Source organism: Novosphingobium soli (assembly GCF_042432915.1).
GTDB classification, from domain to species: Bacteria; Pseudomonadota; Alphaproteobacteria; order Sphingomonadales; family Sphingomonadaceae; genus Novosphingobium; species Novosphingobium soli.
On record NZ_JBHLWK010000006.1, the window covers coordinates 291,257 to 307,341 of the forward strand.

Genomic DNA, 16,085 nt, shown 5'->3' on the forward strand with positions numbered 1-16,085 from the left:
TCAGGCGAACGGGTTGGCGAAGAGCAGCAGCAGCGCGATCACGAGGCAGTAGATCGCCATCGTCTCGATCATCGCGAGGCCCACGAACAGCGTGCGCGAGACGGTGTTGGCGGCTTCGGGCTGGCGCGCGATCGCGTCCATCGCGGCGGCGACGGCCCTGCCCTGCCCGAGCGCCGGGGCGATTGCGCCGATCGAGATCGCGAAAGCGGCGCCGAGGATGCTGGCGAGATGGATCCAGTTCATGCGGGGGACTCCTGTTTGGATGGCGGGCGGGCGCCGTTCTCGCTGATAGCGCTCCGGATAAAGACCATGGCGAGCGCGCCGAAAATGTAGGCCTGGACCGCGCCGGTCAGCATTTCGAGCGCCATGAGCGGGATCGGGACGAGCAGCCCGGCGAGGCTCAGCACGACGCCGATCATGAAGACGCCGCTCATGACGTTGCCGAACAGGCGCACCATCAGCGAGAAGCTGCGGGTGAAGAGCTCGACGATATTGAGCGGGGCGAGCAGGATCGAGGGGCGCGCGAAGGTCGCGAGATAGGCCCTGGGCCCGAGCGCGCGGACGCCGAACCAGAGCGTTGCGCCGAAGACGATCAGCGCCAGCGCCGCGTCGGTTTCGAGGGTCGCGGTCGGCGGCTCGACGCCGGGGATCAGCGACGACCAGTTGGCGACCAGCAGGAACAGGAACAGCGTGCCGATCAGCGGCAGATAACGCCGCGGCTCCGCGTCCATCGTCTCGCGGATCTGGCCGGCGACGGTCTCGACGACCAGCTCGAGCGCCGCTTGGGCTCGTGATGGGCGTAACGCAAGGCGGCGGGTCAACAGCCAGCTTCCGATTGTAAGGACAGCCATGATGCCCCAGGTCGTGGCCACAGGCTGGCTGATCGGCACCGGACCGATCGCGAACAGCACATGGCTTTCAAGTGGTGACGCGAATTTCATCGGGCGCCTCCGAGCCGGTGGAGCATGATCTGGCGCCCGCCCATGAAGCCGGTTGTTGCGGCAAGAAGCGCCGGCCACCCTTGCCGGCTGGCGATGACGAGAACCAGAATAGTGACGGCGAGACGCCCGAGCCTGAGCAGGATCGGGCGCGATGCCGGGCCGCGATGTGTGACGAGGTCGGCTTCTCTGGCGATGGCCGCGAAATGGGCGAGGCCGACCGCAAATCCGAGGGCCAGGAACAGGATGGGGGAGAGCTGGCTCATTGCCGGTGCATCCAGCGCCAGCCCGACCAGCAGCCGAGGGCGAGCCCGACGAGCAGGAGCGGCGCGGTCCAGAAGATGCCGCTATCCAGCCGGTGGTCGAGCCAGCGGCCGATCGCGAGACCGACCAGCGCGGGCAGGACGATCTGCCAGCCGAGCACGCCGATCTGGCCGAGATTGCGGGCGACGGAAGGAAGCCGCTGCGCAAGCCGCCGCCGTTCCGCGCGGGTCCGGATGGCTTCGACGATCGGCTGCTCGGGCTTGTCCGCGGTCACAGACCAAGCTCCCGGCCACCACCCTGCAGGGCCTCGACCATATGGCGGATCGCCTGCATCCTGAGCTTCGCCGACGCGGTCCGTTCGGATCGTTCGCCCTCGTCGCGCTCGCGGTAGCGCGCGAGCACGTCATGCTCGAGCGTTCCAAGGTCATCGCCGACATGGCCTTCGCGCGTCGCGACCGCGACCTCCGTGCCGTGGCTCACGGTCAGAATGCCGTTGCGCACCGCGCAATAGCCGGGAGCGCCATCGGCGCCCCGCCAGGAGACGATCGAGACGCCAAGCGCGGTCAGGAAATCGGCGTGGCCCGAGAGGATGCCGAAACTGCCGCTGGCATCCTCGGCGCGAACCGACGCGACGTCCGCATCGACGAGGATCGCAGTCGGATCGGTGATGCGCAGCTTCATGCGCCCTCCCCCACACGGGACCGCGCTTCCCCAAGGTCGCCCACCATGTAGAAGGCGCTCTCGGGCCAGTCGTCGGTCTCGCCCGACAGGATGGCCGCGACGCCCTTAAGCGTATCAGCCAGCGCCACCGAGCGGCCGGCTTGCCCGGTGAAAGCCTGCGTCACCATGAAGGGCTGGGTCAGGAAGCGCTGGAGCCGCCGCGCCCTGCCGACGATCAGCCGGTCCTCGCGGCCCAGCTCCTCGATGCCGAGCAGCGAGATGATGTCCTGGAGTTCGCGATAATGCGCGATCGTCTCTCGGACCTGCTGGGCGAGCGCGTAATGATGATCGCCCACGACCTGCGGATCGAGCAGGATCGACGAGGACCCCAGGGGATCGACCGCGGGATAGATGCCTTCTGCGGCCATGGCGCGAGAGAGCAGAATGGAACTGTCGAGATGGGCGGAGATCGTGGTGACCGCCGGGTCGGTGAAATCGTCGGCGGGCACATAGACCGCCTCGATCGCGGTCACCGCCGCCCCATGCACCGAGGCGATGCGCTCCTGCAGCGCGGCCACCTCGCTGGCCAGCGTCGGCTGGTAGCCGACGCGCGAGGGCATGCGTCCAAGCAGGCCCGACACCTCGCTACCGGCCTGGACGAAGCGGAACACGTTATCCATGAGCAGCAGGACATTGCGCTTCTGCTCGTCGCGAAAATATTCGGCGATGGTGAGCGCGGTCAGCCCGACGCGCCAGCGCGCGCCCGGCGGCTCGTTCATCTGCCCAAAAACGAGCACGGTCTTGTCGATCACACCCGAGCCGCGCATGTCGGTGAGCAGCTCATGGCCCTCGCGCGACCGCTCGCCGATGCCGGCAAAGACGGAAACGCCTTCATAACGCGCGACCATCGCGTTGATGAGTTCCATCACCAGCACGGTCTTGCCGACCCCCGCGCCCCCGAACATCGCCGCCTTGCCGCCCTCGGCAAGCGGCGCGAGCAGATCGATGACCTTGATGCCGGTCTCGAACATTGCCGTCGTCGCGCTCTGCTCGTCGAGCGGCGGGGGTGCGCGATGAATTGGCCTCAGCGGCACATCTGCGGCGAGCGGCTCACCGCCGTCGCCGATCTGGCCAGTCGGGGTGAGGAGGCGTCCAAGGACCGTGTCGCCGACCGGCACCAGGATAGGGCCGCCGAGAGCCGTCACCGCGACATTACGGTTAAGACCGGAGGTTGGCTGAAGCGCGACCGCGCGCACGGTCTGTTCGTCGATGTGGCTCTGCACCTCCGCGATCAGCGGGATCGATCCCGCTTCGACGCGGAGCGCTTCATTGACGGCGGGGAGCGGAACCTGGGTAAACTCGACATCGAGCACCGGACCGCGCAGCGCAATAAGCCGCCCCATCCTGGCCGCGGTTAGCATCGCACCCATGGCGGCCTCCGGGCCCACTTCCCAGTCTGAGCGATCGCGCGGCGGATGGCGCACTGCCGATGGCGGAAGGGATCGTCGATGACGAACTCCGGGATGAACTCAGGGATGGACGAGGCGTGCATCAGCGAAGCTTCGCAGGGACGCCGCGGAATCGACATACGTAAAGTTCGCGGTTCTCTGTGGCTTCACCTTCGCTCGCTAGGTGCTAACGCTATCGACACGAATGACGATGCCGACAGCTGAGCCGTCATTCCCGATCCGGCGCGCTCCGGCGGGGGACCTTCAGCCACAGCGATCTCGGGCTATCGTCCATAGTATCCTTACGTAGTGACCAAGCAGCAAAGGGTGGCGATGGTCTAGGCGAACGGCGGCTCTCAAATGGAGCCGCCCCCCGATGGGAAGCCGGAAGGTCATGTCAAAACCGCACGTTCTCTGGTTCGAGGATATCAGGATAACCGACCTGCCGGCGGTCGGCGGCAAGAACGCGTCGCTGGGTGAAATGACCGCCGCGCTTTCCAGCAAGGGCGTCAAGGTCCCGTCGGGCTTCGCCACCGACGCGAGCGCCTATCGGACCTATGTCGCCGAGAACCGCCTCGAACAGGGGATCGCCACCCGTCTCGGCGAGTTCCATTCCGGCAAAGCCACCCTCCAGGAAACCGGTACTGCCATCCGCGCACTCTTCCTCGAGAGCAGCTTTCCGGCGCAGATCGCCGACGAAATCCTCTCGGCCTACGGAGACTTGAGCCGACGCTTGGGCGTTGATCGCCCGGCCGTTGCCGTCCGCAGCAGTGCCACGGCAGAAGATCTTCCGGACGCGAGCTTTGCCGGCCAGCAGGAAACCTTCCTCAACGTCCGGGGCGAGCGTGAACTTCTCGACGCCTGCAGACGCTGCTATGCTTCGCTCTTCACCGATCGCGCCATCAGTTATCGCGAAACCAAGGGGTTCGATCATCTCGACGTCGCGCTGTCGATCGGCATCCAGCAGATGGTACGCTCGGATCTTTCAGGCTCGGGAGTGATGTTCTCGGTCGATACCGAGACAGGTTTTCCCGACGCCATCGTAATCAGCGCGGCTTGGGGACTTGGCGAGACCGTGGTCCAAGGCACGGTCAACCCCGACAAATATGTCGTTTTCAAGCCGCTGCTCGCGCAGCCGGGAACCGAGCCCATCGTGGACAAGGAACTGGGCGGCAAGGCTTTCCGCATGGTCTATGGCGAGGGCGGAAGCCACCGCACGAGGATCGTCGAAACGACAGCGCAGGAACGCGCTACGCTCGTGCTCGAAAATGCGGACATCATCCAGCTCGCGCGCTGGGCAGTTGCTATCGAGGAGCACTACCTGCGCCCCATGGACATGGAATGGGCGAAGGACGGCGAAAGCGGCGAACTCTACATCGTTCAGGCGCGGCCAGAGACCGTCCAGGCACAGTCGAGCAGCACCTCCTTTCGGCACTACAGCCTCACGCCGAAAGGCAAGCCGCTCGCGACCGGTGCCGCCATCGGCATGGCCATCGCCGCAGGCAAGGCCTGCGTGATCCGCACCGCTGCGGACATCGAACAGTTCCGCGACGGGTCAATTCTCGTCACCGAGACGACCGATCCGGACTGGGTTCCGATCATGAAGCGCGCGGCCGGCATCGTGACCGACCATGGCGGCACGACGAGCCACGCCGCGATCGTCAGCCGCGAGCTCGGCGTGCCCGCGATCGTCGGCACCGGCAACGCCACCGAACTCCTTCTGGACAACCAGGAAATCACGATCAGCTGCGCCGACGGCGACATCGGCACGATCTACGAGGGTGCGCTCGATTTCGCCGTGACCGATATCGACATCGGCTCCCTGCCGGCGACTGGAACCGACATAATGGTCAACATCGCGAATCCCGCCGCCGCCTTCCAGTGGTGGCGGTTGCCGGCGCGCGGCGTCGGGCTCGCGCGGATGGAGTTCATCATCAATGCGCACATCAAGGTGCATCCCATGGCACTTGTCCATCCGGAACGCACGGCGCCGGAGACACAGCGCCGGATCCGCGACCTCACGCACGGCTACCCGCAGCCTGCCGACTATTTCGTGGATGTTCTGGCGCGCGGCATCGCGAAACTCGCAAGCCCCTATTATCCGCACCCGGCGATCGTGCGACTCAGCGACTTCAAGACCAACGAATACGCGCATCTCGTCGGCGGGGACGCTTTCGAGCCGGAAGAGGAAAATCCGATGCTCGGCTTCCGCGGTGCCTCGCGCTACTATGACGAGCGCTACCGCGAGGGCTTCGCCCTCGAATGCCGCGCCCTCAAACGGGTCCGCGAGACCTTGGGCTTTGCCAACGTCATCGTCATGGTCCCGTTCTGTCGCACGCCGGCCGAAGCGGACCGCGTGCTCGAGGCGATGGCCGCCAACGGTCTCGTCCGGGGTGAACACGGACTACAAATCTACATGATGTGCGAAATCCCGTCGAACGTGATCCTCGCGGAACAGTTCGCCACGCGCTTCGACGGGTTCTCCATCGGATCCAACGACCTTACCCAGTTGGTGCTCGGCGTCGATCGCGATTCCGGTATTCTCGCTAGTCTGTTCGACGAGCGGGATGAGGCCGTCACCCGGATGATCGCGGAGGCCATCCGCAAGGCGCATGCCGCCGGGATCAAGATCGGCATCTGCGGACAGGCGCCGAGCAACCATCCGGAGTTCGCGGCCTTCCTCGTTTCCGAAGGGATCGATTCGATTTCCCTTAATCCCGACAGCTTCGTTCGGACGATAGGCGCGGTCGCGGATGCGGAGCAATGCAAGCCTGGCTGAGAAGTTCTGCGAGGACGGATCTGAGCCCATTTCACGCCGCAGCCACTTTCCACCGCATGGGGCGTTACCGGACAGAGGCTGTGCCGCCGGCATTAGTAAATATCCCAATGTCCCCTGCACCGTCGCGCCGATACCGTCATTAAGGTTGGCCGGAATCGGGCAGAAGGCCAGACCTTATGTAGCTGCCCCGAATCGAAGCCGTCGGCGACCGGGGGGACGGACGGCAACTGGAGGTCGTCCCATGTCTGTCATTTCCGCGTTCCCGTCGCTCTCCCCGGCTCCTGCATCGCCAAAAACGCCCGGTATCGTCGCCTGCATCGACCGCTCCGATCGCAACGCCTGGATCTACCCGCACGCCCTCGCGCTCGCGACGACGCTCGATGTCCCGATAACCCTTCTGCAAGTGCTGGACAGCGGCAATTCGCCCGATGCATGCCCGGACCCGATCGAATGCAGCCTGCGCCGCCGCGAGGCCCTGCGCGCGCTGGATCGATGCACCTCCGCCGTTGATGCGCCCTCGACCCAAACCACTATCGAACTCGCGGAAGGCCCCGCTGCCGAAGAAATCTGCCGTTTCGTGCGCGACTGCGAAGACAGAATGGTCGTGCTGGGGCGACGCGGAACGCAGGAAAGCGGCCGCAGCGGCATGGGAGGCACCGTTCACAAGGTGCTGTCGCAGGCGCCAGGCTCCGTGTTGCTCGTCCCCGTGGAGGCGCCGGCCCCGGCTGGCGCCTATAGACGGATCGTCGTGCCGCTGGATGGCTCTCGCTGGGCGGAAAGCGTCCTGCCCCTCGCCGCACGACTCGCAAGGACCGCTGATGCGGAACTTCTCCTCGTTCATGTCGTGCCTACCCCCGAAATGATTGAAGCGCGCCCCCTGGAGGTCGAGGACAAGAGACTCCGGCAAGGTCTGATCGAGCGCAACGAGCAAGCCGCTCGAAGCTATCTGGACCGAACCCGATCCAACTTGTCATCGTCCGGCTTGCGCGTGCGCACCATCTCGATCCGCGGCGAGGATGTGCGCGAAGCGCTCAACGACCTCATCCGGCGAGAGGGTGCAGATCTCGCCATATTGTCAGCGCGCGGGCATAACCATCAGCATGTCTCCGATCTCCCCTATGGGACGGTTGCCTCCTACCTGATGGCGCACTGCAACGTGCCGATGCTGGTGACGCCCGCGACGAGCCGCAATGCTCAAACGTCCATCCAGAATGGGAACGATCGCCTCCGGTTACCGCTCGCGACCCAGGCCTGATCATGGCCGATATCGAGGAGAACGACCCCATCGTTGGGGCGGCAGACGAGGCTGCCTCCCGCCATCAGCTCACCGGACTGATCGGCAACTCCGCGCCCCTCCCGATCTGGTCGCATCTCGACGCGATGAAGGACTGGCTGACCCGAGCCCGCCAGGAAGCTGCCCAAGCCGATCGGCACGGCAGCGCCGCCGCCGAATGGCTGCTCGACAACGACTATCAGATCCAGCGCGCAATCCTCCAGATTCGCGAGGATCTTCCCGCCGAATTCTACGCAAAGCTTCCCGGCCTCGCCGAAGCTGGCCTCAGGCGGCCGCGCATCCATCAGCTCGCCCATGCTTTCCTGCAGGCGTCCCACCTGCAGGTGTCGCTGAATATCGCCGTCCAGTTCATCGACCGCTATCAGAAAAAACTGCCCCTCAGCATCGCGGAGACCTGGGCATTCCCCACGATGCTGCGCATCGTCAGCCTAGAACTTCTGGTCACAGGCTTTTCTCGCCTCTTTCCCCAGATCGCCCCCCCATTCCAGGTGGATGATACACCCGGCACGTCGATTGCGGCGATCGACGACACCGAATGCGTCGCGCGAGGGATCGCCAATCTCGCGGTGACCGCGACCATCCAGTGGAACGACTTCTTCGATCGAACCAGCCGGGTCGAGACGATCCTCAAGCGAGATCCGGCCGGCATCTACGCACGCATGGATTTCGAAACCCGAGACCGATATCGGCACGCTGTCGAGCAGCTTGCCAAGCAGTCCGGCCTGCCTGAATGGGACGTGGCGCAACGCGCCCTGCGGCAATGCCATACCACGAGCGAAACCCCTTCGGGTCACGTCGGCTACTGGCTGGTCGATGCGGGACGGCGGCTTTTCGCGGATGCCCTCGATCCTCGCCCCTGGACGTTCGGATCGACGATGCGGCGCGCGCTGCGTCATCCTGGCGGTCTGTATGCAGCCGGCCTGCTCCTCGCTGGGCTTGCAGCCTTTGCCCTTCCGACCTGGTATCTCGTCTGGTCTGGCGCGCCTCCCCGATCCTTGCTGCTTTGCATCGCGCTCACGCTGCTACCTGCCTCGATCATCAGCATAACCTTCGTGAACTGGCTCGTGACCCAAATCACACCGCCTCGAGTCCTTCCCAAACTGGCTTTCAAAAAGGGCATCCCCAAGGACTGCGCGACCGCGGTCGTGATGCCCGTTCTCCTCGCCCAGGTGTCCGACGTCCCCCCGCTGCTCCAGCGCCTCGAAGCGCACCGCCTCTCCAGTCCCGACGCGAGCCTCGCATTCGTGCTTCTCAGCGACTTGGCCGACGCAGATACCGCGACGCTTCCCACCGACACCGAGATCGAAGCCGCGCTGATCGCAGGCATCGAGGACCTGAACGCGCGCTATGCGGATCCCAAAGGCCACGGTCCCTTTCATTTGCTCCATCGCCCACGGCTCTTCAATGCGGCGCAGGGCTGCTGGATGGGCTGGGAGCGTAAGCGCGGAAAGCTGGAGCAGTTCAATGCCTTCGTGCTGCGTGGCGATGCGATGCCGTTCAGCCTTACGGCGGGACGGACGGAAGCGCTTAGGCAATGCCGTTTCGTGATGACAGTAGACGCGGATACGCGTCTCGCGCCCGGGGTTGTCCGGCGTCTGGTGGGCACGCTGGCCCATCCTCTCAACCGCGCTCATTTCGACCCCGAAACCGGCTGCATCGAACGGGGCTATACGATCCTTCAGCCCCGCGTCGAACTCGCTCCCGAAGCCACCGGCCAATCCCTGTTTGCCCGCTTGTACGGCGGGGACACGACGATCGACATATACTCGCGCGCTGTCTCCGACGTGTACCAGGATCTCCTCGGCACCGGCGTCTTCGTCGGCAAGGGCCTTTACGACGTCGCTGCGTTCGAACGAAGCCTCGAAGGGCGCATCCCCGAAAATGCCCTGCTGAGCCACGACCTCTTCGAGGGACTGCACGGACGCGCCGCGCTGGTGAGCGACGTGATCGTCTATGAAGAGTTTCCGACCGGCTATCTCGACTTCGCCGGGCGCTGGCACAGATGGGTGCGCGGAGACTGGCAAATCCTGCCCTGGCTGTTGCCCTTCGTGCCAGGCCGCGACGGGCGTTGGCTGCGCAACCGGCTCGGCTGGTTCGACCGTCTCAAGATTTTCGACAATCTGCGGCGCAGTCTGGTGCCCGCCAGTATCGTCGCCCTGCTCCTGGGCGGATGGTTCCTTCTCCACGGCGAGCCATGGGTCTGGACCCTGCTCGCGGTCGTCGCGCCCGGCGCCTACCTTTTCACCGACCTTGTGACGGGTTTCGCGCAGGGCCGGCGGCGCGGCGTGATGCACCGCGTCCTGCGCCGCCTGACCGACCAGTTGGGGCGCTGGACCCTCGCCATCGCCTTTCTCGTGAGCGACTCCGTCATCGCGCTGCACGCGATCGCGGTTACGATCTGGAGGCTTCGGTCGGGGCGCCGCCGCCTGGAGTGGACATCCGCCGCTCATACGGCCGCGCGAAACGCAGCGCGCCATCCGCGCATCGCGGCCTGGCGCGAGATGGCCGCCTCTCCACTGCTCGCAACGGTGATCGCCGGCGCTTTGTTTGCCGTTGCCCCGGCTTCGCTGCCGGTCGCGGCGCCGCTTCTGCTGCTCTGGTTCCTGGCGCCGGAGATCGCGATCCGGATCAGCCGTCCTCTCCAGCCGTCGCAGGAACCATTGCCCCCGGCGGACAGGAAATTCCTCAGGCTCATGGCCCGGCGTACCTGGTTGTTCTTCGAGACGTTCGTGCGGCCCGAGGACAACTGGCTGCCTCCCGACAACTATCAGGAGCCCCCTGACGAAGAGATCGCCCACCGCACATCGCCAACCAACATCGGCATGCTGCTGGTGTCGATTCTGACCGCGTGGCGGCTCGGGCATGTCGGCCTCAACGAGGCCGCGACCCGCCTTGGCGACACGCTCGACAGCCTCGACCGTCTGGAACGCTACCGCGGCCACATCCTCAACTGGTACGACACCAGGACGCTCGCGGCCCTCGAGCCACGCTACGTATCCACGGTCGACAGCGGCAATCTCGCGGTCTGCCTGATCACCGTCGCCCAGGCGCTTCGCGAAGCGGGAAGCGTGCCGCCGGTGGCGGCCGATCTCTGGCTTGGACTCGAGGACAACATCGAGCTGCTCGTCCAGGCAATCGGGTCGGTCGAGGCCTCCTCAGCCGCCGGCACGATCCTTGCGGCCATGCGCCAGACGGCGGAGCGCATCGGCGCTGACGAACCGGCGTGGTACCAAGGGATCGACGATCTCATTTCGACCTGCCTGCCGAAACTGCGCGAGCAGATCGGCCTGATGGCGGCCGGCACTGCCCAATCCGATATCGGCACCTTGCGCGACATCCAGGCCTGGCTCGAACGCCTCGACCATCATCTGACCAGAATGCGGGGCGACTTGCGGATGTTCTCGCCATGGTGGGAGATTCTCAAAAATCGCCCGGCTGATTGCGCTGAGACCGCGGCAAGGGTCGCCGCCCTCCTGGCAAGTGGCTCCAGTCCGACACTGGGAGTCCCCGCGAGGCAGGCCACCAGCGTCCTCGAAGCGTTCAGGCAGACGTCTGTGTCGGACCCGAGCCGGCAATGGGTAGACGCGGTTCTGGCGGCGATCGAACAGGGCCAGGCGGCCTCGTACGAGCTTTACGATCGTCTCGGCGGCCTATCGCGCCGCGCGGCTGCCGCCGCCCACGCGATGGACTTTGCCTTCCTGCTCGATGGGGGCAGCCGGCTCTTCCACATTGGTTACAACGTCAGCGCCGACCGCATCGACCCGCATCACTACGACCTGCTCGCCAGCGAGGCGCGTCTCGCCAGCTTTTTCGCTATCGCGAAGGGCGATATTGATCCGTCTCACTGGTTTCACCTCGGCCGCCCCATCACGAAGCAGGAGGTCGGTCTCGCGCTGGTTTCCTGGAACGGCTCGATGTTCGAGTATCTCATGCCGAACATCTTCCTGCACAGCGACCCCGGCACTCTGCTCGGAATGAGCGATCGGACTGCCATCAGCATTCAGGCCGCTTTCGGCAAGGCGCACGGCATCCCCTGGGGCGTTTCCGAATCGTCCTTCGCCTCCATGGGTCCGGATCGCGTCTATCGTTATCATGCGTTCGGCGTCCCTGCCCTCGGGCTGCAGCGGGGCCTTGGCCGCGACCTTGTAGTGAGCCCCTATGCGACCGCGCTCGCTCTCACGATCCGGCCAGCACTGGCGACGAGAAACCTCAAGCTGCTCGCCGAACTTCAGTTGATCGGCCGGTATGGCTTCTTCGAAGCTGCCGATTTTACGCCAGAGCGGCTGCCGTCGGGCGAACACTTCGCGCTGGTCCGCTCCTACATGGCGCATCACCAGGGCATGAGCCTTGCCGCGCTCGGGAACGCCCTGTGCGACAACATGCTGGTGCGCTGGTTCCATGCGGACCCCTACGCCCGCACGGTCGATCTTCTGCTCAACGAACGTATTCCATGGGAGCTGCCGCCCGAAATAGCGCGTGTGGAAGTTCGCGAGCCACCGGCTCAAGCCGAGGGAGCGATCCCTGGACTCCATGCCTGGTCGCCCGACCGACACAATGGCGAGCATGCTTGGCAGATCCTTGGCAACGGCCGTCTCTCGAGCCGCATCCGCACCGATGGCGCGGGCGGGCTTGGCTGGAACCAGCATGCGCTCACTTCCATCGATCCCGCCGATGGCGACGCAGGCTTCTGGCTCTACCTGCGCGATCTCGATCGGGGCAATCTCTGGTCCGCGACAGGTGGCCCCTGCCCCGCCCCAGGCGAGCCGCCGGACATCGTCTTCCACGCCCATCAAGTGGAATTCCATTGCCGCGCGCATGGCGTGTCGGTCACGACGAGGGTCAACGTCGCCCAGAGTGACGACCTCGAGATCAGACGCATCACGCTGGTCAACGACGAGGATCGTCCCCGTACGATCGAAGTGACCGGCTACGCACAGGTCGTGCTGGCTCCCGCGCAGGATGCGGCGCGGCACCCGGCCTTCAGCAAGCTGTTCGTGGGCGCGGAGGCCCTGCCCGGAGGAGATGGACTATTGTTTACGCGGCGGCCGCGCAATTCGTCCGAGCGGCCGCCCGTCCTGCTGAGCCGCGTGCTCGGCGATGACGAAGGGATCACGCTGCTCGGTCTCGAGGCTGATCGAAGATCCTTCCTCGGGCGCCACGGCCGCGTATCGCACGCCGCCGCCATGACCCAAGAACGGCTCGCTGGCGGCTTGGGATGGACCCTCGATCCCATCTGCGCGATCAGGGTCAAGATCGTCTTGCCGCCTCGCGGCCGCCGCGAGCTGGCTTTCGTAACGATCGCGGCAGGGTCCCGCCAATCTGCGCTCGATATCGCCGAACGCTACGCGACCCTGCCCTCGCTCGATTGGGCCGTCAGCGACGCCGCGACGGCAACGGCGCGGGCGATGCACGGGCTGGGGCTCCAGCCGCACCTCGTTCCCCGGGCACAGGCGCTGCTGTCCCATATCTTGACCGCCCGCCCCGCTGCGGCGCCCGCCGGCTCGAGGCTGTTCCGGCGCGGAGACCTTTGGGCGCTCGGTATTTCGGGAGATCATCCCATTCTGTTGCTGCGCGCCGGGACGGCGGAGCAAACCGGTCTGCTCCGCTTCCTCCTCGCGGCACACAGGCTCGGGAACCAACGCGGCGTGCTGATCGACCTTGTGATCGCCCATGAAGGGACTTCGGGCTATATCGAACCCGTGCGCGAACGCCTTCTCGACGTTCTGAAGGAGGCGGGCGCGCAGGATCGGCTGGGCGCACATGGCGGCATCCATCTTGTCGGGATCGGCCCCTCCGACGGCGAGCGCTCCGCCCTGCTGGAACAGACGGCCAGGCTGATCCTCGAGGAAGGGAGTGGCACATTGGCCGATCAGCTCGTCCGCTGCGACCAGCCCCCTCACCCGGGTCCACCGTTCGCGCCGGTCGAAGCGAGCGCGCGCCCAGTCCCGACAGCAGCGGTGCCCAGGCCGGCCGATCTGCGGTTCGACAATGGCTGGGGCGGCTTTGCCCCCGATACCGGCGACTACATAATCTATCTCGAACCCCACGCTCCCACGCCGGCACCCTGGTCCAACGTCCTCACCAACGACGCTTTCGGCACGATCGTCACCGAGGCCGGACTTGGTTTCACCTGGGCGATCAACAGCGGCGAGAACAGGCTCACGCCCTGGTTCAACGATCCGATCGAGGATCCCCAGGGCGAACGCCTCTACCTTCGCGACGAGGAAAACGCGCGCGTCTGGACGCCCACGCCTTTGCCGGCGGGCGGGAACTCGGCCTGCCGCGTCCACCAAGGCCCCGACCGGACCGCATGGCACCGGGACAGCGAAGGCCTGGAGCAAGAACTCTCGGTCTTCGTACCTGTCACCGATCCGGTCAAACTCGTCCGGCTACGGCTGCGCAATCGAACCGCCCGCTCGCGCCGGGTCACAGCGACTTACTATACCGAGTGGCTGCTTGGCGCTGTGCGGGGAGAACAGGCGCCATTGCGCACGTCACGCTATGATCCGGCCTGCCATGCCGTTCTCGGTCGCAATCCCTGGACCGACGAGTTCGGCGATCGTGTCGCCTTCCTCGCCACGACGCTCCCGGTGCATAGTCTGACCACCTCGCGCCGCGATTTCCATGGCCTCCGGGCAGACCCCGCCCTGCCCGCCGGACTGCTCAACTGGGATCTGGGTAACAGACAGGCTTCCGCCGGCGACGACTGCTGCGCGGCGCTCCAGGTCCATCTGGACATTCCTCCCGATGGAACGACCGAAGTATGCTTCGTGCTCGGTCAGGGCGATGACCTCGAGCATGTCCGCAACCTCGTCAAACACTGGCAGGAACCATCGACCATCGAGGCCGCGGCACAGACCTGTGCGACGGTGTGGGCCGACAGACTGGGAAAGGTCCAGGTCAAGACACCCGATCCGACTTTCGACCTGATGGTCAACCGCTGGCTGCCTCACCAATCGCTCAGCGCCCGCGTGCGCGCCCGCGCCGGTTTCTATCAGGCCAGCGGTGCGTTCGGCTTTCGCGACCAGCTTCAGGACGTCCTTGCGCAGATCCACGCGGATCCGGCCGCCGCACGTCATCATATCCTCACTGCTGCCGCGCACCAGTTCGAAGAGGGCGATGTGCTGCACTGGTGGCATCCGCCTTTCGACCGTGGTGTCCGGACCCGCTGCTCGGACGACCTCGTCTGGCTGCCCTATGCCGTCGCGCACTATGTCGAGGCGACCGGGGACAAAGGAATCCTGGACGAACCCGTCCCCTTTTTGCGCGCGCCGCCGCTCGCGGTCGACGAGCCCGACCGGTACGCCCGGTTCGACGTTACCGACTACACTCAGCCGCTCTTCGTCCACTGCGACCGCGCGCTGTCCCACGCCTATCGCTTCGGGTCGCACGGCCTTCCACTGATCGGCGCCGGCGACTGGAACGACGGCATGGACCGTGTCGGCAACCGCGGACGCGGCGAAAGCATATGGCTCGCCTGGTTCCTCATCGCGACTATCCGGAACTTCACGCGTCACTGCGTCGATGACGGGCAGAACGAATTTCGCGACCGTTGGAGCGGCCGTGCGGAATCCCTCGTCGCCGCGGTCGAGCAGTCCGGCTGGGATGGGGAATGGTATCTGCGCGCCTTTGACGACGATGGAAGGCCGTGGGGCACATCCGAGGAGCAGGAATGCCGCATCGATTCCATCGCCCAATCCTGGTCCGTCCTATCCGGCGCCGGAGATCCCGAGCGGGCGCGCACGGCGCTCGCATCCGCACGGCACCATCTGGCCCGCGAGGATGACCACCTCGTGCGCCTGCTCGACCCGCCTTTCGACCGCACACCGCGCGAGCCGGGCTATATCAAGGCCTATCCGCCGGGCATCCGCGAGAATGGCGGCCAATATACCCATGCAGCGACGTGGCTGGCGATCGCGTTCGCCCGCTTGCGCGATGGCGATGCGGCAAAATCGCTGTTCGATCGCATCAATCCGATCGTCCATGCGCAGACCCACGACGACGCGGTCCGTTACAGAACCGAACCCTATGCCGTCGCGGCCGACATTGCGGGTGTCGCGCCGCATCTCGGCCGTGGCGGCTGGACCTGGTACACGGGTGCCGCGGCATGGGCGTGGCGACTGGCCGTCGAGGAAATACTCGGGGTTCGCCTGGCCGGCGGCGAAATACGGATCCGCCCCGCAATGCCGAGGGCCTGGGACAAAGCCGAAGTAACGCTCAGGCGCCCCGGCGGCTGTCTCCAGATAAGGCTCCAGACGGACCAGTCCCTTGACGATGACGAGGAGCAGATCACCGTCGACGGCACGGTCTGGGAGGCCAAGGGAATTCCCTTTCCGGTCGACGGCTCCACACGGATAGTGGTTGTGCGGGTGCCACCGCCCAATCCACCGAGCGGGCTTCCTCGCTCAACCGACCCGTCTTCGATGTGAAACCGGCGGACCCGCCCTTGAAATATCCGGCGACCACTCAAGCTGTAGCCGTAAGCAACAGCTTGGCCCGCACGGCCCATGTCGGCGGCGTCGCAATATTGCAACTGATCATGCTCGCGGAGCTCATTCTCCTGATCGGCAGCGAACGTTGGATGTGTGCATTTCTCGTAGCCGGGTTGATGGCTGCACTTCTCGCACCGATCGTGCTGAACCGGCTCCGATCCATGCTGATCCCTTCGGGGGACCGACCTCTTATCCCTATCGTCGGAACCG

9 protein-coding genes are annotated in these 16,085 nt (G+C 65.6%); 3 read left to right on the plus strand and 6 right to left on the minus strand.

All coding sequences use genetic code 11. The features are described from left to right. Genes ACFFJC_RS03325 through atpD form a run of 6 tightly spaced genes read right to left on the minus strand, consistent with a single transcriptional unit; the run spans position 1 to position 3,265 of the window. Positions 1-243, minus strand: coding sequence for a F0F1 ATP synthase subunit C (locus ACFFJC_RS03325; protein WP_017501321.1), 243 nt, complete (start codon positions 241-243; stop codon positions 1-3). After that, positions 240-941 carry a F0F1 ATP synthase subunit A gene (locus tag ACFFJC_RS03330; RefSeq protein ID WP_379486063.1) on the minus strand — a complete coding sequence of 234 codons (702 nt, stop codon included), beginning with the start codon at positions 939-941 and terminating at the stop codon, positions 240-242. The genes ACFFJC_RS03325 and ACFFJC_RS03330 overlap by 4 nt, the downstream gene beginning before the upstream one ends. Then, positions 938-1,204: an N-ATPase subunit AtpR gene (locus ACFFJC_RS03335; RefSeq protein ID WP_379486064.1), complete on the minus strand. Its 267-nt coding sequence runs from the start codon at positions 1,202-1,204 to the stop codon at positions 938-940. The genes ACFFJC_RS03330 and ACFFJC_RS03335 overlap by 4 nt, the downstream gene beginning before the upstream one ends. Then, a complete protein-coding gene (locus ACFFJC_RS03340; protein ID WP_021245229.1) occupies positions 1,201-1,476 on the minus strand; it encodes an AtpZ/AtpI family protein in 276 nt (91 codons plus the stop codon). Before ACFFJC_RS03340 ends, ACFFJC_RS03335 begins: the two co-directional genes overlap by 4 nt. Beyond that, positions 1,473-1,883 carry a F0F1 ATP synthase subunit epsilon gene (locus ACFFJC_RS03345; RefSeq protein WP_379486065.1) on the minus strand — a complete coding sequence of 137 codons (411 nt, stop codon included), beginning with the start codon at positions 1,881-1,883 and terminating at the stop codon, positions 1,473-1,475. Before ACFFJC_RS03345 ends, ACFFJC_RS03340 begins: the two co-directional genes overlap by 4 nt. Beyond that, entirely contained in the window at positions 1,880-3,265 is a 1,386-nt protein-coding gene (gene atpD, locus ACFFJC_RS03350; protein ID WP_446686265.1) for a F0F1 ATP synthase subunit beta, read from the minus strand. The genes ACFFJC_RS03345 and atpD overlap by 4 nt, the downstream gene beginning before the upstream one ends. A gap of 439 nt (positions 3,266-3,704) precedes the next feature. Here atpD and ppsA point away from each other — a divergent pair, with 439 nt between their 5' ends. The 3 genes from ppsA to ACFFJC_RS03365 all read left to right on the plus strand — a co-directional run bounded on the left by ppsA (position 3,705) and on the right by ACFFJC_RS03365 (position 15,812). Next, on the plus strand, positions 3,705-6,089 hold the full coding sequence (ppsA, locus tag ACFFJC_RS03355) for a phosphoenolpyruvate synthase (protein ID WP_086485935.1): 2,385 nt from the start codon (positions 3,705-3,707) through the stop codon (positions 6,087-6,089). Positions 6,090-6,330: 241 nt separating this feature from the next. Beyond that, on the plus strand, positions 6,331-7,344 hold the full coding sequence (locus ACFFJC_RS03360; RefSeq protein ID WP_086485534.1) for a universal stress protein: 1,014 nt from the start codon (positions 6,331-6,333) through the stop codon (positions 7,342-7,344). Between the two features lie 2 nt (positions 7,345-7,346). Then, complete coding sequence (locus tag ACFFJC_RS03365; protein WP_379486066.1) at positions 7,347-15,812, plus strand: GH36-type glycosyl hydrolase domain-containing protein; 8,466 nt, start codon at positions 7,347-7,349, stop codon at positions 15,810-15,812. Positions 15,813-16,085: the final 273 nt, after the last annotated feature.